We start from the raw sequence: 18,520 nt of genomic DNA, 5'->3' as shown, positions 1-18,520 counted from the left end.
GTCTGAATCTTCATGGGATCAAAGTAAAAATATGAGTGGAATTGTTGTAGCTGTTGCGCGTGACGCCAAGCATCGGTTCTCAAAGCAGCTCGTTTCAGAGATCAGTATTGTTGCGGGAGAGGGTGTCGAGGGTGATGCGCATAAGGGCGTCACGGTTAAGCATCGCTCGCGCGTGAGAGCTGATCCAACACAGCCCAATCTGCGTCAGGTTCATCTCATTCAGGCTGAGCTTTTTGATGAATTGGCTGGCAAAGGCTTTGACATTTCGCCCGCCGAGCTGGGCGAAAACATCACGACGCGCGGCATTGATCTGCTGGCATTGCCAAAATCTGCGATTCTCAAAATCGGTGATGGTGTGGTCCTTGAAATCACTGGGCTGCGCAATCCTTGCTCACAGATTGAGAAATACGAGAAGGGCCTTTTGAACGCTGTGCTGGATAAAACCGAGGATGGCGAGTTGATACGGAAATCAGGCGTGATGTCGATCGTTCTTGCGGGTGGAAACGTGCAGGCGGGTGATATTATCGAGATTGAACTGCCGCCGTTGCCACATGAGAAACTGGAACGCGTCTGATCATTTAAATCGGTTAGATTTTTAAAAAAAGCCCTATCAAATTTGCGTCATATGCCCTAGATCATCCCAGAATAGGATAAAGACTGGCGCTATATAGTGCGAAAGTCAAAGCTAAGACAGTCCAGTCTGTCGGCTCTCTAATTCTGTATGACAAGCCGGATGGCTGTGTTTCAAAAGGGCAAAAAATGGAAAAAGCAGATATCGGAATGGTCGGCCTCGGCGTTATGGGTTCGAACCTAGCGCTGAACATCGCCGAGAAGGGCTACACAGTAGCCGTCTATGACCGCGACGAGCCCGTCCTGAAAGCATTCATCGAAAAAGCAGGCGCGCTGCGTGACAAGATTATCCCTTGCGCCACTTTTGAAGAACTGGCTGACAATATCCGCAAGCCACGCCCGATCATCTTCCTGATTAAGGCAGGCGCTCCGGTTGATGCCGAAACCACCCGCCTCAAGGCTTATCTTGAGAAGGGCGATATCATGATCGATGCCGGTAATTCCGATTACCGTGACACGATGCGCCGTCTCAAGGCACTTGGGCCAAACGATCCAACCTTTGTTGGTATGGGTGTATCGGGTGGTGCAGAAGGCGCACGTCACGGCCCATCAATGATGGTTGGTGGCACAGAAGAAGCTTATGAGCGCATCGCGCCAATCCTGCTGGCTGCTGCTGCAAAGTACAAGGGTGAATCTTGCTGTGCGCTGGTTGGCCCTGATGGCGCAGGCCACTTCGTGAAGACCGTTCACAACGGTATCGAATATGCTGATATGCAGATGATTGCCGAAATCTACGGCATTCTGCGCGACGGTCTTGGCCTTTCGGCGCCTGCAATTGGTGATGTGTTTGAAAAGTGGAATGCAGGTCCGCTTAACTCGTATCTCATTGAAATTACTGCAAAAGTTCTGAAAGCAACTGACCTTGAAACCGGCAAGGCGATGGTCGATATGATCCTCGATCAAGCTGGGCAGAAGGGCACAGGTCGCTGGTCGGCGATTGAAGCGCAGATGCTCGGCGTTCCTGCAACCGGCATTGAAGCTGCCGTTGATGCACGCTCGATTTCGTCGCTGAAAGCCGAACGTGAAGCCGCGGAAAAGGCTTATAAACCTGCGCCGCGCACGCTGGACATTGCTGATCAGGCACAGTTCCTTGCTGATCTTGAGCAGGGACTGCTGGCTGGCAAGATCGTTGCTTATGCACAGGGCTTTGCAGTTCTGGCCGCAGCGTCCAAGGAAAACAACTGGAACATCCCGCTTGCAACCACCGCCCGTATCTGGCGCGAAGGCTGCATCATTCGTTCGCTGTTCCTTGATGATATTGCACAGGCTTTTGAAGGTCAGGAAATCGAAAACCTTCTGCTGGTTCCTGCATTTGTTGAACGCATGGGCAAGGCTTCAAAGGGTCTCCGCAAGATCGTTGCGCAGTCGGCACTGGCAGGTCTGCCGCTTCCGGCGCTTGGTTCGGCATTGAGCTACTTCGACAGCTTTACGCAGTCGCAGGGTACAGCCAATGTCATTCAGGGTCAGCGCGACTTCTTCGGTTCGCACGGATTCAAGCGCATCGACAAGGAAGGTGACTTCCACGGTCCTTGGGGCAACTAAGAGCTCAAACTTATGGCCTTGAGTGAGGATAATCACAAAAGGCCATAATCGCGACAGCGCCGGAATATAAGTTTCACAAAAAAGCCGCCCGTTTGGGCGGCTTTTTTGTCATGTCATGCAGCTTAATCGGCCAAAACGAGCAAATCATGTGCTGCAAAATGCACTGTCACTTTATCGCCGCGCTGCGGCGGTGTGTGTGCCGGGTCATTGAATGTGTCGAACGACAACTGGTTCTTGCCAAGCGCCACGCGTGTACGGATAACCGAACCGAGGAAGTGCACATCCTCAATCGTTGCTTCAAGTGAAGTGTCGTGGCTCTTGCGCGCTTCTAGGCTCACTGCTTCCGGGCGCAGTGCCAGCGTGATCGCCTTGCCCTTCGCGTGATGCCCAAGTTCTTCGTTCACCTTAATCGTGCGACCATCCAGTTCAATGCTGTTCTGACCCGGTTCGGCAACTGATGCTTCAAGCATGTTGAGAGTGCCAACGAAAGACGCAACGAAGCGCGATGCAGGGCGATTATAAATATCGAACGGCGTGCCGATCTGATCGGCGCGGCCTTCATGCATCACGACAATACGGTCAGAGATGGAAAGCGCTTCTTCCTGATCATGCGTCACGAAAACCGTGGTGATGCCGAGCTTCTGCTGGATCGCACGGATTTCCTGACGCAGCGAAATACGAATTTTTGCATCGAGTGCTGAGAGCGGCTCATCGAGCAGAAGCACTTGCGGCTTGGTCGCAAGCGCGCGCGCCAGAGCCACACGCTGCTGCTGACCGCCGGACATCTGATAAGGATAGCGGTCTGCGAGATGTTCGAGCCGGATCAGGCCGAGCATTTCTTTGACCGTTGCGTCGATTTCAGCTTTCGGTTTGCCAGAAACGCGCAGGCCAAAAGCCACATTTTGCGCGACTGTCATGTTTGGAAACAGCGCATAGGCCTGAAACACCATGCCGATATTGCGCTGGTTTGGCTTCAGATCAACAACGTCTTTGCCGTCGATTTCGATCGCGCCTTGATCGGCACTTTCAAAGCCCGCGATCATGCGTAGAACGGTTGTCTTGCCGCAGCCCGATGGGCCGAGGAAGGAAATAAACTCGCCCTTTTCAACAGCGAGGTTGAAATCATGGACGACGGTAGTGGCGCCGAAGCTTTTTTTCAGATGCTTGAGATTAAGAAAAGCCATGACTGTTACCCGGCGTTTGTCTTGAATTTATTGAGGCGTGAAACAAGCTGCAACATGATGATGCTCAGCCACGTAATGCCAAACGAGATGATCGCCAGCGCAGACGGTTCATAAGCGCGGTTTGCGCCGACCAGCTGGAGATAAGGACCAAAGGCCGGACGATTGAGGAGCGACGCCAGCGTGAACTCACCGATGACGATAGCAAAGGTGATGAAGGCACCGCTCATGACACCCGAAATCACATTCGGAAAGATGACCTTGAACATGATCCGTCCCCAGCCAGCGCCGAGGCTCTGGGCTGCTTCGGTCAGTGTGCGAACATCAATCGTGCGCATGGCCGTATCAACGGCGCGATACATGTAAGGCAGCGACAGCGTCATATAACCAAACATCAGCAACAGGTCAGTCGCCCGCGTTGACGAGGTGAATGGCAGCCATGACGATGAATTGTAGATGCGCAGATAGCCGAACACGATGACAATCGCCGGAATAACCAGTGGCATCAGCGTGATAAATTCGATCAGCGGACGCAGGTGCGGCAGGCGCAGACGCACCCAATAGGCGGTCGGCACCACAAGCAATACACCGAAGATAATCGTCAGAATGCCTAAAATGATCGAATAGCTGAAGGTTGCCTGAAAGTTCGGGTCACTAAACACCACCCGATAGGCATCGAAGGAATATTCACCACGACGCATGCGCAGCGAAAATTCAAACGTGCCAATCAGCGGGACAAGGAAGTAGATCGCGCCTATGAGGAAGGCGATCCATGCACCGATTTTCTGGGCGTTAAAGCCTTTTTTCATCGCTGCCACCTTTCGGCACGCATGCGCAGCCAGATGTAAATAAGGTTGGAAATCCCGGTAATCACGATCATGCCAAGCGCCAGCGCATAGCCAAGATTCTGGTTATGCAGAACATCGCCTCTGATCTGCGCATAAAGCAGGATCGGCACGATATTGAGCGAAGAGCCGGTCAGTGCATAAGCGGTTGCGATGGCACCAAAGGCATTTGCGAACAACAGCAGTGTCGTTCCGAGCAGGCTTGGCCAGAGAATCGGGAAAGCAACCATGCGCCAATATTGCAGATTGGTAGCGCCGAGAATCGATGAAGCTTCGCGCCATTCTTTCTTCAGGCCATCGAGCGCAGGTGTGAGAATCAGCACCATGAGCGGGATCTGGAAGAACAGATAGGTGATGGTCAGGCCGAAGAAGCTCAATAGGTTGAAGCCGGTTGAGTACAGATTGAAACCGAACCACTCACGCAACAGGATTGTTACGAAGCCGGTCCGGCCAAGAGTCGCGAGAAACGCGAAGGCCAGCGGAACGCCAGCGAAATTGGATGCGACGCCCGAGAAAGTCAGAACGGTCGGGCGCAGCCAGCGTGGCAGATTGCCAAGCACCACGGCCCAGGCCAGAAAGAAGCCAATTAATGCGCCACCAAGCGCAGATGCAAGGCTGACTTTGATCGAAATCCAGTAGGCGCTTAGAATTTGCGGCTGGAAAAGATCCTGAACGTTTTTCAGGGTGAAATTGCCGTCCGGATCCTGAAATGCACCAACAATGAGATACATCGTGGGCCAGAGAAGGAACAGAATGGCAAAGAGGAAGAACGGAGCAACGCCAAGCCACGACAGCGGCAATTGACGCTTTCGCACCTGTTTAAATGGTGCGTCTGTATCGGCTGTTGAACTCATATGTTCTTTCTTAAAAGCTGAATCCCGAAAAGGCCACCCGCTTCCCGCATTAATCGCGTGAAAGCAAAGACTGTGACGACCATTTCTGGCCGTCACAGATCATAAACAGGGTCAGTTAAATGCGCTTACTGAACGTTTGCGCCAACAACGCTATCCCAGTTCTTGGTGATTTCTTCCTGAGCGGTTTCAATCTGTTCAAGAGTTGGGAAGATAGCCTTTTCATAGGCTTCTGCTGGTGGCAGCTTGTCGAGCAGATCCTGAGGGATTTTGCCAGCCTTAGCCATCGCGTTGAAGCGGATTGGGTGGCAATAGCCCTTCAGGTAGCCAAGCTGGCCTTCGTCAGAGTACAGGTGTTCCATCCACAGCTTTGCAGCGTTTGGATGCGGTGCATAAGCACTGATCGCCTGAACATAAACGCCAGCAACAACGCCGGTCTTTGGAATCACGGTTTCGATTTCCGGATTGCCCTTGAGCGTGTCACGGTCTGCGAGCGCGTTGTAATCCCAGCGAATGACGATTGGGGTCGAACCCTGTGCCAGCGAAGCAGCCTTGCCGATGACTGGAACGAAGTTGCCAGCGGCATTGAGTTCCTTGAAGAATTCAAGACCCTTCTTGCCAGCTTCTGCACCTGGTTCTGCACCGCGAGCGATACCAGCAGCGTGAACGCCGAGGATTGCCTGTGCGGAAACGCGTGGATCACCAGCGAGAGCAACCGAGTTTGCGTAATCGCTCTTGAGCAGGTCTTCCCAATCCTGTGGGACGTCCTTAACGATGTCTTTGTTTACTTCGAAACCAAGAACGCCGTAATAATCGCCATACCAATAACCTTCTGGGTCTTTCGCGCTATCTGGAATTTCGTCCCAGGTTGCGACCTTGTAAGGCTGGATCAGACCGTCTTTCTTTGCAGTCGTGCCGAAAGCAAAGCCAACGTCGATAACGTCAGGTGCCTGTGGGCCCTTATTGTCTTTGTTTGCCTTGATGGCTTCGATTTCATCGCCCGAACCCGCATCTGGGTTCAGTTCGTTGACCTTCAGGCCATACTTGTCTTTGAAGCTCTTGATGATGTCGCCATAGCCGCACCAGTCGTGTGGCAGCGCGATTGTGGTCAGTTCGCCTTCGGCTTTTGCAGCGGCGATGAGTTCAGCTGATGGTTCAGCGGCAGCGATCGAAACCCCACCGACAGCGATTGCGGTCGAAAGCGACAGCAGACGCGCAGTAAATGCAAGCATTGTTAAACTCCCCTGTTAAGTCGGACGAACGCTCCCGGTCGATTCCAGTGTTCGCGCACTCCCGATAGCCGCCCTAGATGACGGTTGGATGACAGTTTGTCGATTGTCACAAATTATCAACGACCGAAAGTGAAACACGTTTTCAGGGACTTAGCAATTGACCCTAACGGATGAACTGCATTTTTATGACAATAAATGTGACAGAGGTTTCGTCATTGTCACAATTTGAAAAGACGCTTTTCTCAAAACGACAGGCTTTAGCCTGCACGCGGCATGGCGCGTGCAGAGTGGCTTCAAACGAAAATCTATGAAACTTTGCGAAGCGAAGCCGGTTTCGTATGAAACCGGCTTTTGGAGTGAGCTGAGGTCAGTGACCGCCCCCGCCGCCGCCTGCACCTTGCTTTGGTTTGCGTAGCATGATTGCACAAACGGCGAGTGAGCAGAACATCATTGTCAGGATGAAGAACACGTCGATAAACGACATCAGCGTTGCCTGTTGGCGCACCATGCCTGACATTTTGGAAATGGCTATCGTCGCGCCGTCCAAACCGGCTGCATTATATTTCGCCGTCAGATTGGCAAGCATCTGCTCTGCTTCGGCATTGCCCCAACGCACGTGCTCTGCCAGCCGCTCGTAATGCATATCGCTGCGGCGCGTGAGAATCGTATTGATGACCGCCAGGCCAACCGCACCACCAAGGTTACGCGTCAGGTTAAACAGACCAGAAGCATTTTTCATCAAAGCAGGGGGCAGGGTGCCAAGCGCCAGATTGTTGATCGGCACCATACAGAGCATCAGCGAACAGCCGCGCAAAATCTGAGGAATCAGAAGTTCATAGAAGTCCCAGTCGGCAGTCAGCCCTGTCACCATCCACGTTCCGGCAGCAAATCCTAAGAAGCCGATCATCATCATCAGGCGCGGGTCCATGCGGTTTGACAGGAATCCGGCAAGGGGGGCTGTGAAGAACATGGCAAGGCCGCTGACAAACAGCGCTTCACCGATCATCAGCGCGTCGTAGCCGCGTATCTGACTGAGATAGAGCGGATAGAGATAGGTGAGGCCATAAAGACCAACGCCCATCACAAAGGAAAACAGCGAGCCAAAGGCAAAGTTGACGTTTTTAAACGCTCGCAAATCTACAATCGGCTCTTCGGCGGTAAATGCGCGGTAGAAGAAGACGATGCCACCAATGGTCATAACGCCCGTCAGAATGAAGATTGCTTCGTCCTGAAGCCAGTCGTTGCGTGGACCTTCTTCGAGCACATATTCCATTGAACCGAGGAATGCGGCCATGCCAGCAAGACCCCACCAGTCGAACTTGCTCAAAAGCGAGCTGTCGCCTTCGTCAAAGTCGATGAGGTTCCATGCTGCGATTGTCACCAGAATGCCGGGGCCAACATTGACGAGGAATAGCCAGTGCCACGAGAAGGCATGGCTCAAATAGCCACCAATCGTCGGTCCGATGGTTGGCGCAAGCGTTGCAACCAGGCCGATCATTGGCGAAACGATGGAGCGCTTGGATGGCGGGAAGATCGTGAATGCAGCTGCAAATACGCTTGGAATCATGCCGCCGCCGATAAAGCCCTGAATGGCGCGGTAGACGATCATCTGATCGATGTTCGTCGCTGTTGCGCAGAGCATTGATGCAAGCGTGAAACCAGCAGCGGAAACGGTAAACAGCACGCGCGTGGAGACAAGACGTCCGAGGAAGCCTGAAAGCGGAATCATGATGACTTCGGCAATCAGATAGGATGTCTGAACCCAGGAGATTTCGTCGGAGCTTGCGCTGAGTCCTGCTTGAATTTCTGACAGCGATGCAGAAACAATCTGGATGTCCAGAATTGCCATGAACATGCCAAACACCATCGCAAGAAAAGCAATCGCTTTCTTGGGATCAATGCGATCATCTGCGGGAGCCATTGGCCCCATCGTGGTGTTTGCAGCCATGAAGGCGCACTCCGAAAAGGAAAAAGGATGGTGGCGCGAAGCTTAAAGCCGCGCCACTGCATTATTCTTATAAGGGCTGCTCAGTGCCTTACTCGGCCTTGTCCGCAGGTGCTGTGCGTGTGTCGACTTCGACAGTAACGCTCAGACCTGCGCGGATTTTGCCGGAATCAAGCGCTTCCTGAGGAATTGTAATCCGAACCGGAACGCGCTGAACGATCTTGGTGAAGTTACCCGTCGCGTTTTCTGGTGGAAGCAATGAGAATACTGCACCCGAAGCTGGTGCAACCGATGCAACCTTGCCTTCAATGTAAGGACCGTCGATAGCATCAACATAGATGCGGACTGTCTCGCCCGTCTTGATATGGCCGAGCTGCGTTTCCTTGAAGTTTGCATCAATATAGAGCGCATTCACCGGAACAAGAGCCGCGATTTTCTGGCCTGCTGAAACGAGATCGCCCTTCTTGCCGGAAAGATTGCCGACAACGCCATCGAATGGTGCGCGCAATGTTGTGAAATCGAGATCGCGTGCAGCTTTGTCGCGTGCAAGCTCAAGCGAACGAACGCCGCTTTCCGATTCCTTATACTGCGCGTTTAAAACATCAATATTGGCATTGGCCGATGCAATCTGTGCCTTTGAACCGGCAAGCTTCGCTTTGGCCTGATCAAGCGCTGACTGTGCATTGTCGAGTTCTGACTGTGCCGAGAAGCGCGTGTCGTGCAGCTTCTGAATGCGAACCATCGTGCTTTCAGCGTTCTTTAGAACTGCTTGCGATGCCTGCTCATCGGCCTGTGTCTGTTCAAGCGCCGCCTTGGACGCATCAATCTGTGCGGTGATCCGGTTCAGCGTCTGCTGCTGGGTCGCAAGCTTGGCCTCAGCTTCATCTAGCGCGATCTTGTAGTCGCCTGAATCGAGCTGGAAAATGACATCACCCGCTTTGATCTGCTGATTTGCAACGACCGGGATGTTTTCGATGTAGCCAGTGACCTTGGGTGCGATGGAGGCGATATCGCCCTGAACATAGGCGTCATCGGTCGAAACCATGAAACGACCGACTGTCCACCAGTCGTAACCATACCAAAGCCCGCCAGCGACAGCGGCGATCAAAAGGCCCGGAAGCAAGACGCGCTTGCCGAAGCCTTTTTTGTTGCCGCCTTTTGCGGGTGCGGAAGGCGCGCTGGGCGCAGATGTGTCCGGTGTTGCCTGCGGAGCGGGGCGTTCGCTCAACGGCTCGGCATTCACGCGGGACTGCTCACCCTGTGGCACTGAAGTCGGGAATGGTCGAATATCAGCTGTATCAACAGACTTGGGGGCGGACATGAGACAAACTTTCTGTATAACCGCTTCAACGAACCGCTTGGTTCGATGTTGACTTAGAGCAATAACTTGCCCATATCAAGTCTCATCGAACCGTTTGGTTCGAGAAAATTAAGAGTCTTGTACAATGAATCGTGAATGCCGCATAGAACAGACCGCAGCAATGGTTAGCGAAAGCACTACGGTAGAAACCGCCGGTAGTTCTGATGCTGATTGCGGTCGCGCGCGTCTCGGAGCAGGACAAGACCCGGCAAAGCGTCAGCAAATTCTGGAAGGTGCGCAAGATGTGTTCCTGCGAATGGGCTTCGATGCTGCAAGCATGAACGATATTACGCGCGAAGCTGGTGTCTCAAAGGGTACAATCTACGTTTACTTTAATAGCAAAGAGGATCTGTTCGTAGCGCTTTGTGAGCATTATCGCCACACAATGTTCAGTGGCTTGATCGACAAGCTGGAACGTGGGTTCTCTACACGCAGTGAACTGGTGGAATTTGGTATTGCTCTTGTTACGCTTATCACGTCATCAACGGCAGTACGGGCGCAACGCATTATCATCGGGGTGAGCGAACGCAAACCTGAACTCGCCGCACGTTTTTATGAGCGAGGCCCAAAACGCACGCTGCTCGTTATGGCCGAATATATGGAAAGAATGGTCAAGGACGGAGAACTCGAGCCTGTAGATGCTATGGAGAAAGCTTATCAGCTGACTGATTTGTTTTTGGCTGGCCTATACAGGCCGCGCCTTTTTGGCGCGTTGTCCGAACCGCCATCGCACGAGGCGATTGTTCGAAACGTTGAATCAGCCGTTGATTTTTTCTTCAAGGCTTTTGGACGTAAATCGTAAGCCCTAAATCCTCCGCTGTTTAAAAATGGAACACTGCGGTTCACTCCCAATCACAATTGGGTAGTTTTTTGTAATATTTGCCAGTTTTCGGTGCTGTATCCATATTTTTCCACAAAGTTAGTGCACATAGTTTCTTGCAGTAAAGATATTGCGAGTTGATTTAAGACGTATTTTTTATGTGACTGATGAGGAATTGACGTGCTTGAAGCATCGATTCTCAGAATAAATGTTCAATCTTGTGCGTCCATTTTGGACATTTTATTACCAAGGATATTAGCCAATGACTTTAGACTTGATTCATTTTCCTAACTTTAAAAAGACCTTCTTTGGACTATCTTTCCAGTCTGAAACGCTTAACCTCCTTCAACGGATTCGTGATGAGATAGGTTGTCGCCACATCATTCACACCTTCCGCGGGCGTATTGGTGATAATTCAAAAGCATCGCCGGATGATTTGACTGTTGTCATGACGGTTCCGACCAATTGGTCAACACGATATTCAGCGAAGAATTATTTTCTTATTGATCCTGTTTTTCAGGAGGATGCACCGTATTTTCGCAGCGATTCAAGTGGCGTTGTTCGGAACCTTGATGATGACGCAAAACAGTGCCCGGCTGTTATGGAGTTTTTGCAGGATGCTGAAAAGCACGGCCTTGGTAATCTTTACATTGGCGTCTCAGCGCGTAGCCAAAAGGGCGTAGCAGGTTGCACAGTCTTCAGCTTTGATGTGACAGACGAAAGCCACGAAAATTTCGTGGAGCGTATGCGACCACGCCTTCTCAGTGTTTCAGGCATTATTCACAATGGTTTATGCGGCGGAAAAGATGCAAACTCTGCTTCTGGCCTGCTGACACCACGTGAAGTTGATTGCTTGCGCTGGGCAGCAAGTGGAAAAACGGACGGAGAAATTGCAGAGATTCTCAGTATCGCCCGCTGGACAGTCGTCACATATCTGCAAAATGCCAAGATCAAGCTGAATTGCTCTAACAGAACGTCAGCTGTTGCAACGGCACTCTCACTTGGCATTATTGATATGCCTGAAGTTCAACACCTGTTTATGTAGTGTCGAATGAGCACTTATAAAAAGGCGGATAATTATCCGCTTTTTTATAAGTCGATTGAGAGCGTGCCACGCTTATTAGCATTCACAGCACTCGACCTAACTCTGTGTTTTTACGTATTTTGTTATCGGAAAACCGGTTCCCATTTTTCCGCGATATGCTTTAGTGGTGGCCGCATTTCTCACACAAACCACGCAATTCCAGCGTCGTTTTGCGTGATTTGAAGCCGCTCTGCACGCTCCAGGCGCTCACAAGGTTCTCGATCGCTGAATCGGAGAACTCTGTCACCTGTCCGCACTGCTCGCAAATCGCAAAAGCAATCAGGCCATGCTCATGGCATTGTGGATGCGCGCAGGCAACGAAAGCGTTGAGGCTTTCGAGACGATGTATCATTCCGTAATCGAGCAGCTTTTCCAGTGCGCGATAGACCTGTAACGGCGCGCGAAAGCCATCATCGCGTAGCTGATCAAGGATTGTATAGGCGCTGAGCGGGCCATCCGCTTTGGACAGTACATCAAAAACCAGCGACTGATTGCGCGTCAGGTCATGCGATGCGTGCGTATGGGCATGGTTGTGATCGTGATGATTGCTCATTGTCCAGCGGTCCGTTTCGGTGAAGCCTGTCTCTTATGTAGTGGTAAGAGGCTTAAAATGAAAATAGCAAGTGCAGCAACGACAATTGATGGGCCGGAAGGCGTATCAAACTCAACCGAACCATAAAGCCCGCCGATCACGCCAAGCGCGCCGATGACGGATGCCATAATGGCCATTTGCTCTGGCGTCGATGCGAAGCGCCGTGCGGTGGCTGCGGGAATAATCAGTAGCGACGTAATCAGCAGAATGCCGACTATCTTCATCGAAATAGCGATAACGATTGCCAGCAAAAGCATAAAGATAATGCGTGATAAGGCTGGGTTAAGGCCCTCAGCACGTGCAATATCTTCGCTCAGTGTCGCTGCAAGCAGCGGTCGCCAAAGCCACGCTAGCACTGCGAGCACCAGAATGCCGCCGCCATAAATAAAGGCAATATCTAGTCGCGAGACGGCCAGCAAATCGCCAAACAAGAACGATAGCAGGTCAACACGCACCCATGTCATAAAGGCGACAATGACCAGCCCAAGCGATAGAGTTGCGTGGGACAGAATGCCCAGAAGAGAATCTGCCGAAAGCGAATGCCGCTTTTGAAGCAGAAGCAGGATTGCTGAGATTGCGACCGCGACCGCAAACACGCCGATCATAAGGTTGATGTCGAGGATCAGAGCTAAAGCAACCCCCAGCAGGGCAGAATGCGCCATTGTATCGCCGAAATAGGCCATACGCCGCCACACTATGAAGCAGCCGAGCGGACCTGTGGTCAGTGCAAGGCCAATACCGGCAATGAGGGCGCGAGTGAAGAAATCGTCAAGCATGGGGCTTATCTCCCTCATGGTGGTGATGGTGCTCACCATCATGATGATGACCGTCATCAGAGTGGCAATGATCTGTCACGCTGCCATCGGCATGCATGACACGACCATCCGGTAGATGCGTGTGGTCATGGTGATGTTCATACACAGCCAGTGGACCAACGGCACGGCTTCCGAACAAGCGTACATATTCAGGACTTGTTGTCACATCGCGGGGTGTGCCGCTGCAACAGACATGACCATTCAGGCAGATAACACGGTCGGTTGCAGCCATCACCAGATGTAGATCATGCGAAATCAATAACACGCCGCAACCGGTATCGTCGCGCAGCTTTGCGATCAGTTCATAAAGGGCTGCTTCACCAGAAAAATCGACGCCCTGTACGGGCTCATCGAGCACCATAATATCTGGTTTGCGGGCGAGGGCGCGCGCCATCAGTGCGCGCTGAAACTCGCCGCCAGAGAGGTTTGCAATTTCAGCCTTGAGAAGATGTGTGATTCCGACCGCATCAAGCGCATGGAGGATATCGGCTTTGGAAAGCGGTCCGGTTAGCGTCATAAGGCGTTCAACAGACAGCGGCATGGTTCGGTCGATATTGATCTTCTGCGGTACATATCCGATGCGCAGGCCTTTGAGATGACGGATTTCGCCTTCATCGGGCTTCAGAATACGAAGTGCCATTTTGGCGGTCGTACTTTTTCCCGCACCATTGGGACCAATGAGCGTAACAATTTCTCCGCGATGAATCGTCAGGTCGACATTGCGCACCAGCCAGCGACCATCACGGAAAACGCCGGCACCTTTTAATTCTATCAGTGGCTCCCGCGTCGCATCTGCGGGGAGGGCGGTCTTATGGGCCATGTAAAATGAGCTTTCGCTGCCTTTTTGAGAGTATGAGCCTGTTTATCTGCCGATAAAAAGCTGCTCCCGAAATTCTTGTCTCAAGATGTTTGAACGATATGCCGATTCGCGATCATTTGCGTCTGACGCTTTCGTGCTGTGAACAATTCTCCAAAAAGAGGTTGTGTCTCCTTATTGCAGACGTTATAGCATAACGCAAACGATGTAATAAAATAACATATCACTTACATATGTTGTTTCGCTTCAACGGACGTTCAAGAGAGATTTTGAGAAAGCTATCATGAGACACCTAAAATCCCTGCTTTTAGCATCTGCCTTTATGACTGTTCTGAGCGGAGCGGCCTTTGCCGCCGAGCGTGAAGGCGTCGTTGTGTCGATAAAGCCACTGCATTCGCTGGTCTCTGCGGTGATGCAAGGTGTGGGCGAGCCGACATTGATCGTTCAGGGTGCGGGATCGGAGCACTCTTATAATCTTAAGCCTTCTGATGCGAAGGCGATTGAGGGCGCAAAAGTTATTTTCTGGGCCGGCCCTTCGATGGAAACATTTCTCGATAAGCCAATCGACACACTGGGCGAAGGCGCAAAAGTGGTCGCGCTTGGTGAAACAGATGGTTTGACGAAGCTAAAATTCCGTGAAGGTGGACCGTTTGAGGCACACGATCACGGACATGAAGGCCATGATCATGGTGCTGAAGCGCATTCCCATGACAGTCATGATCACAAACATGACGACGGACATGACCACAAGCATGATGACGGGCACGATCATAAGCATGATCACGCCGATGAGGCCGCTGAAAAGGGCCATGATCATCATCATGGCGAGTTTGATCTACATTTCTGGCTCGATCCGCAGAATGGCAAGGTGCTGGTTGGCAATATCGCCAAGGTTTTGAGCGAGAGCGATCCGGAACATGCAGCGCAATATGAAAAGAATGCTGCTGATTATGCCGACAAGCTGGATGCGTTGAATAAGGATATTGAAACGGAACTTCAGCCTGTCAAAGACAAGCCGTTCATCGTCTTCCACGATGCATACCAGTATTTTGAGAACCGTTTTGGCGTTAAGGCTGCTGGATCAATCACGGTCAGCCCGGAAAAGGCACCGGGTGCGGCGCGTATCAAAGACATTCACGAGAAAATCAAGTCGCTGGGCGCTGTCTGTGTTTTCTCTGAACCGCAGTTCGAGCCAAAGCTGGTCAATACTGTTATTGATGGAACCGATGCAAAGACTGGCGTTCTCGATCCGCTTGGTGCGGAATTGAAGGACGGCCCGGATCTTTATCCGCAGCTTATTCGTAATCTGGCTGACTCACTGAAAAATTGTTTGTCGAAATAGCACTGGTCACACCTTCATTCCGGGACCCCACCCGGAAGTGGCCAGTTGTTGTGCCGGACCGTCTTAAATGATGGTCCGGCATAATCGATCAGTGATAGCTGATTAGACCAATAAGTAACTTATCTTGCGTTCATTTCATGGGGCGCATCAAGTTTGGTTCGATTGCTGAATATCATGCTTGAAGGTGGCTTTGCCGCATCTTTTTAGTCCAATGTATGTAATGATATAACATTATATTAGCCAGCGACGCTGCAAGTGCAGCTGATCTTACAAACGCCAGCGAAGGATTTGTCATGAAAAGGCTTCCCGTCACTGTTCTATCCGGCTTTCTCGGTGCCGGTAAGACCACACTTCTCAATCATGTTCTCAATAATCGTGAGAACCGCCGTGTTGCGGTGATCGTCAACGATATGAGCGAAATCAATATTGATGCAGCATTGGTGCGCGAAGGCGGCGCCGACCTGTCGCGCACCGAAGAACAGCTTGTTGAAATGACCAATGGCTGCATCTGCTGCACTTTGCGCGATGATCTTCTCAAAGAAGTGGCGCAACTTGCTGCACAAGATCGGTTCGATTACCTGCTGATCGAATCGACTGGCATATCCGAGCCTTTACCCGTTGCCGCCACATTCGAATTTCGCGATGAGAAGGGCGAAAGCCTGTCTGATCTCGCGCGTCTTGATACGATGGTGACTGTCGTTGACGCCGCCAATTTGTTGAAAGACTATTCCTCCAGCGATTTTCTGCGGGATCGCGGCGAGTCGCTTGGCGACGAGGATGAGCGCACGCTGGTTGATCTGCTGGTCGAACAGATCGAATTTGCGGATGTCGTGATACTTAACAAGGTTTCGACAGCTTCCGCAGAAGAACTCGACCTTGCGCGTAAAGTGATCCATTCGCTTAACCCAGATGCCCGGATTGAAGAAGTCGATTTCGGCCAGATTCCGCTGGATGCTATTCTCAATACGAAACGCTTTGATTTCAACCGCGCGCATGAGCATCCCCTTTGGTATAAAGAGCTATACGGCTTCAATGACCATGTTCCGGAAACGGAAGAATATGGTGTTCGCTCATTCGTTTATCGGGCGCGGCGTCCGTTTGATCCGGCACGTTTTCAGGTTTTCATAGATAAGAGTTGGCCGGGTGTTGTCCGCGCAAAAGGCTTTTTCTGGCTGGCAACGCGTCCTGATTATGTCGGCGAACTGAGCCAGGCGGGTGCATTGGTGCGCACAAACAAGCGTGGGCGCTGGTGGTCGGCAGTTCCGCGCAGCTATTGGCCACAGGAACCCGAATGGCATCGGGCAATGCAGGACTATCTCGACGCTGAATGGGGTGATCGTCGACAGGAGATTGTCTTTATCGGCGTCGATCCGATGGATAAAGCGACGATCATTGCTGAGCTTGATAGCTGTCTGGTGGCAGAAGAGGTGTTTAAGCCGGAAAGCTGGCAACGCCTCAACGATCCGTTTCCGAGCTGGTCTGTTGCCGCTTAAAACTTAATCAGCCGACAGTATGGCAAGTTCAGAAGCCCTGCTGTCGGCAAGCGTACGATGATCGAGCACATTGGCGATGGCTTCACGCACATCCAGCATCATGTGACGAACTTCGCATTCCGTCTCATCGCAGTCGTCACATGGTTGATAATCGGTCTTGCTGGCACAGGCGATCGGTGCAAGCGCGCCGTCCAATGCACGGATAATATTGCCAATGTGAATTTCATTGGCTGGACGCGCCAGGCAAAACCCGCCGCCTTTTCCTTTGCGACTGAGCACAAAGCCTGCATTGCGCAATTCGGTGAATATATTATCGAGAAACTTCCGCGGAATATGATGGCGTTCAGCGATCTCACTTGCTGAAACCAGATGACCATCAGACACACCTGCAAGATGCACCATGGCTTTCAGGCCGTATTTGCCTTTTTTCGTTAGCATGGCATCCCTGTTGTCATATCCGTCCGACGATCCAACCGCTGTTTTTCTCTTTTAAAAGAATTAGGCAGGAAAGCAGGGCGGGACAAGTTACCTTCGCGTCGCATGTGGTGACACAAAGAGTATTTTGTTTCAAACCGAGCTGCCTTGCAGGGCCAATGCCAGTGCACCCTGCAAACTATCGCCCTGCGCGGGAACGTAAAATTCCTTATAGGGCAGGGAATCCAACGAGGCATATGATTCCGCCAGCCCGCCTGTGATGCTGAACCGTCGCAATTTCGCTACGCCCAACCTGAGCAGATTCCGCTCAATCATCACGCATGCATCTAAGAGAATTTGCGAGCCGAGCAAATCGCCCTTCGCTGCAAATTGAAAGATCATTGGTGCGAAGCCCGCGTAATCTGCGGCAGTTGCCGTTCTCGAAAACTGAGTGATGTTGCGCGCTTCATCACTGAACTTGTTCATTATCGCTTTTGCCAGATCTGTTTTGTCAGCGATTCCGTCATGAGCAAGCAATGTATGCTCTAGTAGATCGCGGCCAAGACGTGCGGCGCCTGCATGGTCGCTGAGCATAAAGCCACGACCGCCTATAACCTCGACTGTATCTCCTGTTCTTTTGGCAAACGCCGAGCCGGTGCCGAGAATTGCAATAGCGCCGTCGCCTCCCCCGAGTGCGCCCTGCAGAGCTGTTACTGTATCGGACACGATTCTGCTGGTTGCGAATGACAATTGTTGAGAAACACCGTTCGGGTCGGCGAGGGAGTTCGCTCCGGCCAGTCCGAGTACGGCGCTGCTGGTTGTATATATAGAAATGTGCAATCCCGCCTCGAGCCGGGCCTGTTCGGCGGCTTCCGTTATATGAAGTATAGAGTTCTTCATATCGGCACCGACATTGGCGGGACCGGATGCACCTTTTCCAAGAATGGCGCCGTTTTTGTCAGCCAGTATTGCGCGACATCCTGTTCCGCCGCCGTCGATTCCGAAGAAGTAATTCATTTTTGTCATTTCACTGTCGTAAAAATTGGAATCAGGGCTCGATAGTGGTTGAGTTTTGGTTAAAAAGGACCATATTGCCTGTGGAAAGAAACTTTGCGATTTTTTGTGAAAGTTCGTTGACAGTTTTGGTAGTTGGGGTCTATATGGCTTTCAACGAGGGCGGCGACGCTGCTAGCGGCAGGTTGCTTCGTCCTTGTAGTTCATCGGATAGTGATTGACAGTGATGTTGAGAGTGGTTAGTTGAGCGGCGTTGACGGAGTGGAAGCTTTGTTGATGTATTGAGGAAGGAACGGTTGATAAGGCTGTGAATTTCTTGAAAAAAATGGGTTGACACGGTTTGCTAAGTAAACTAGATACCCGGCACCGCTGAGACGGAGCGAGACGAGATTGAGAGTTGGGCCGGATGGTTTGATGATTGAGATTGTTGAGCGGAGTTGAGTGGATGAGTTTTCGACGGTTTTGAACTGTCTGTTCTTTGATAATTTTATACAGAAGAAAGAGAAACGTGGGCGGCATTGTCTGCGGATGATCTGAGAAATC

General features: G+C 51.6%; 18 protein-coding genes. 6 read left to right on the top strand and 12 right to left on the bottom strand.

Annotated elements, in window-relative coordinates; genetic code table 11:
* Positions 1–31 precede the first annotated feature (31 nt).
* Both J2782_RS13405 and gndA read left to right on the top strand, forming a co-directional pair.
* The gene (locus J2782_RS13405) at positions 32–574 is read left to right on the top strand and encodes an MOSC domain-containing protein (RefSeq protein WP_310013386.1); all 543 of its coding nucleotides are present in this window, start codon (positions 32–34) and stop codon (positions 572–574) included.
* Between the two features lie 185 nt (positions 575–759).
* Positions 760–2,172 carry an NADP-dependent phosphogluconate dehydrogenase gene (gene gndA / locus J2782_RS13400; RefSeq protein ID WP_310013384.1) on the top strand — a complete coding sequence of 471 codons (1,413 nt, stop codon included), beginning with the start codon at positions 760–762 and terminating at the stop codon, positions 2,170–2,172.
* 122 nt (positions 2,173–2,294) lie between these two features.
* Here the strand turns inward: gndA and J2782_RS13395 are convergent, their stop codons facing one another.
* From J2782_RS13395 to J2782_RS13370, 6 genes are all read right to left on the bottom strand, one after another.
* Positions 2,295–3,356, bottom strand: coding sequence for an ABC transporter ATP-binding protein (locus J2782_RS13395; RefSeq protein ID WP_310013383.1), 1,062 nt, complete (start codon positions 3,354–3,356; stop codon positions 2,295–2,297).
* A gap of 5 nt (positions 3,357–3,361) precedes the next feature.
* Positions 3,362–4,162: an ABC transporter permease gene (locus J2782_RS13390; protein WP_250041692.1), complete on the bottom strand. Its 801-nt coding sequence runs from the start codon at positions 4,160–4,162 to the stop codon at positions 3,362–3,364.
* A complete protein-coding gene (locus tag J2782_RS13385) occupies positions 4,159–5,052 on the bottom strand; it encodes an ABC transporter permease (protein ID WP_250041690.1) in 894 nt (297 codons plus the stop codon). Before J2782_RS13385 ends, J2782_RS13390 begins: the two co-directional genes overlap by 4 nt.
* A 125-nt stretch (positions 5,053–5,177) precedes the next feature.
* Complete coding sequence (locus tag J2782_RS13380; RefSeq protein ID WP_310013379.1) at positions 5,178–6,281, bottom strand: ABC transporter substrate-binding protein; 1,104 nt, start codon at positions 6,279–6,281, stop codon at positions 5,178–5,180.
* A 367-nt stretch (positions 6,282–6,648) separates the two neighbouring features.
* The gene (locus J2782_RS13375) at positions 6,649–8,229 is read right to left on the bottom strand and encodes a DHA2 family efflux MFS transporter permease subunit (protein WP_310013376.1); all 1,581 of its coding nucleotides are present in this window, start codon (positions 8,227–8,229) and stop codon (positions 6,649–6,651) included.
* Between the two features lie 88 nt (positions 8,230–8,317).
* On the bottom strand, positions 8,318–9,547 hold the full coding sequence (locus tag J2782_RS13370; RefSeq protein WP_310013374.1) for an HlyD family secretion protein: 1,230 nt from the start codon (positions 9,545–9,547) through the stop codon (positions 8,318–8,320).
* A 160-nt stretch (positions 9,548–9,707) separates the two neighbouring features.
* Here J2782_RS13370 and J2782_RS13365 point away from each other — a divergent pair, with 160 nt between their 5' ends.
* Positions 9,708–10,388: a TetR/AcrR family transcriptional regulator C-terminal domain-containing protein gene (locus J2782_RS13365; protein ID WP_310013875.1), complete on the top strand. Its 681-nt coding sequence runs from the start codon at positions 9,708–9,710 to the stop codon at positions 10,386–10,388.
* Positions 10,389–10,668: 280 nt separating this feature from the next.
* Positions 10,669–11,451: a helix-turn-helix transcriptional regulator gene (locus J2782_RS13360; RefSeq protein WP_310013372.1), complete on the top strand. Its 783-nt coding sequence runs from the start codon at positions 10,669–10,671 to the stop codon at positions 11,449–11,451.
* A gap of 160 nt (positions 11,452–11,611) precedes the next feature.
* Here the strand turns inward: J2782_RS13360 and J2782_RS13355 are convergent, their stop codons facing one another.
* The 3 genes from J2782_RS13355 to J2782_RS13345 are packed head-to-tail and all read right to left on the bottom strand — an operon-like array spanning position 11,612 to position 13,717.
* Entirely contained in the window at positions 11,612–12,043 is a 432-nt protein-coding gene (locus J2782_RS13355) for a Fur family transcriptional regulator (RefSeq protein WP_250041685.1), read from the bottom strand.
* Positions 12,040–12,900 (bottom strand): zinc ABC transporter permease subunit ZnuB, encoded by an 861-nt coding sequence (gene znuB, locus J2782_RS13350; protein WP_404989646.1) that lies wholly within the window; start codon positions 12,898–12,900, stop codon positions 12,040–12,042. Before znuB ends, J2782_RS13355 begins: the two co-directional genes overlap by 4 nt.
* Positions 12,851–13,717: an ATP-binding cassette domain-containing protein gene (locus tag J2782_RS13345; RefSeq protein WP_310013367.1), complete on the bottom strand. Its 867-nt coding sequence runs from the start codon at positions 13,715–13,717 to the stop codon at positions 12,851–12,853. The genes znuB and J2782_RS13345 overlap by 50 nt, the downstream gene beginning before the upstream one ends.
* Before the next feature lie 280 nt (positions 13,718–13,997).
* On the opposite strand from J2782_RS13345, the gene J2782_RS13340 reads away from it, so the two are divergent.
* Together J2782_RS13340 and zigA are read left to right on the top strand one after the other, a co-directional pair.
* Entirely contained in the window at positions 13,998–15,056 is a 1,059-nt protein-coding gene (locus J2782_RS13340) for a zinc ABC transporter substrate-binding protein (RefSeq protein ID WP_310013365.1), read from the top strand.
* 293 nt (positions 15,057–15,349) lie between these two features.
* On the top strand, positions 15,350–16,549 hold the full coding sequence (gene zigA, locus J2782_RS13335; RefSeq protein ID WP_310013364.1) for a zinc metallochaperone GTPase ZigA: 1,200 nt from the start codon (positions 15,350–15,352) through the stop codon (positions 16,547–16,549).
* Positions 16,550–16,552: 3 nt separating this feature from the next.
* On the opposite strand, the gene J2782_RS13330 is transcribed toward zigA, so the two are convergent.
* The 3 genes from J2782_RS13330 to J2782_RS13320 form a co-directional block, all read right to left on the bottom strand.
* Complete coding sequence (locus tag J2782_RS13330) at positions 16,553–16,987, bottom strand: RrF2 family transcriptional regulator (protein ID WP_310013363.1); 435 nt, start codon at positions 16,985–16,987, stop codon at positions 16,553–16,555.
* 129 nt (positions 16,988–17,116) lie between these two features.
* The gene (locus J2782_RS13325; protein ID WP_310013873.1) at positions 17,117–17,980 is read right to left on the bottom strand and encodes a glucosamine kinase nucleotide-binding domain-containing protein; all 864 of its coding nucleotides are present in this window, start codon (positions 17,978–17,980) and stop codon (positions 17,117–17,119) included.
* 171 nt (positions 17,981–18,151) lie between these two features.
* Positions 18,152–18,520, bottom strand: a 369-nt coding sequence (locus J2782_RS13320) for a hypothetical protein (protein WP_310013361.1), incomplete at its 5' end; no start/stop codon positions are given.

It is taken from the genome of Brucella pseudogrignonensis (assembly GCF_031454375.1).
Lineage (GTDB): Bacteria > Pseudomonadota > Alphaproteobacteria > Rhizobiales > Rhizobiaceae > Brucella > Brucella pseudogrignonensis_A.
This window is presented reverse-complemented; position numbering and strand designations above follow the sequence as displayed.

Coding starts and splice junctions, on each gene's coding strand:
- znuB (WP_404989646.1), bottom strand. CDS start 12,900: ATGATGGTGAGCACCATCACCACCATGAGGGAGATAAGCCCCATGCTT.
- J2782_RS13385 (WP_250041690.1), bottom strand. CDS start 5,052: ATGAGTTCAACAGCCGATACAGACGCACCATTTAAACAGGTGCGAAAG.
- J2782_RS13330 (WP_310013363.1), bottom strand. CDS start 16,987: ATGCTAACGAAAAAAGGCAAATACGGCCTGAAAGCCATGGTGCATCTT.
- J2782_RS13365 (WP_310013875.1), top strand. CDS start 9,708: ATGGTTAGCGAAAGCACTACGGTAGAAACCGCCGGTAGTTCTGATGCT.
- gndA (WP_310013384.1), top strand. CDS start 760: ATGGAAAAAGCAGATATCGGAATGGTCGGCCTCGGCGTTATGGGTTCG.
- J2782_RS13355 (WP_250041685.1), bottom strand. CDS start 12,043: ATGAGCAATCATCACGATCACAACCATGCCCATACGCACGCATCGCAT.
- J2782_RS13395 (WP_310013383.1), bottom strand. CDS start 3,356: ATGGCTTTTCTTAATCTCAAGCATCTGAAAAAAAGCTTCGGCGCCACT.
- J2782_RS13325 (WP_310013873.1), bottom strand. CDS start 17,980: ATGAATTACTTCTTCGGAATCGACGGCGGCGGAACAGGATGTCGCGCA.
- J2782_RS13370 (WP_310013374.1), bottom strand. CDS start 9,547: ATGTCCGCCCCCAAGTCTGTTGATACAGCTGATATTCGACCATTCCCG.
- zigA (WP_310013364.1), top strand. CDS start 15,350: ATGAAAAGGCTTCCCGTCACTGTTCTATCCGGCTTTCTCGGTGCCGGT.
- J2782_RS13360 (WP_310013372.1), top strand. CDS start 10,669: ATGACTTTAGACTTGATTCATTTTCCTAACTTTAAAAAGACCTTCTTT.
- J2782_RS13345 (WP_310013367.1), bottom strand. CDS start 13,717: ATGGCCCATAAGACCGCCCTCCCCGCAGATGCGACGCGGGAGCCACTG.
- J2782_RS13390 (WP_250041692.1), bottom strand. CDS start 4,162: ATGAAAAAAGGCTTTAACGCCCAGAAAATCGGTGCATGGATCGCCTTC.
- J2782_RS13405 (WP_310013386.1), top strand. CDS start 32: ATGAGTGGAATTGTTGTAGCTGTTGCGCGTGACGCCAAGCATCGGTTC.
- J2782_RS13380 (WP_310013379.1), bottom strand. CDS start 6,281: ATGCTTGCATTTACTGCGCGTCTGCTGTCGCTTTCGACCGCAATCGCT.
- J2782_RS13340 (WP_310013365.1), top strand. CDS start 13,998: ATGAGACACCTAAAATCCCTGCTTTTAGCATCTGCCTTTATGACTGTT.
- J2782_RS13375 (WP_310013376.1), bottom strand. CDS start 8,229: ATGGCTGCAAACACCACGATGGGGCCAATGGCTCCCGCAGATGATCGC.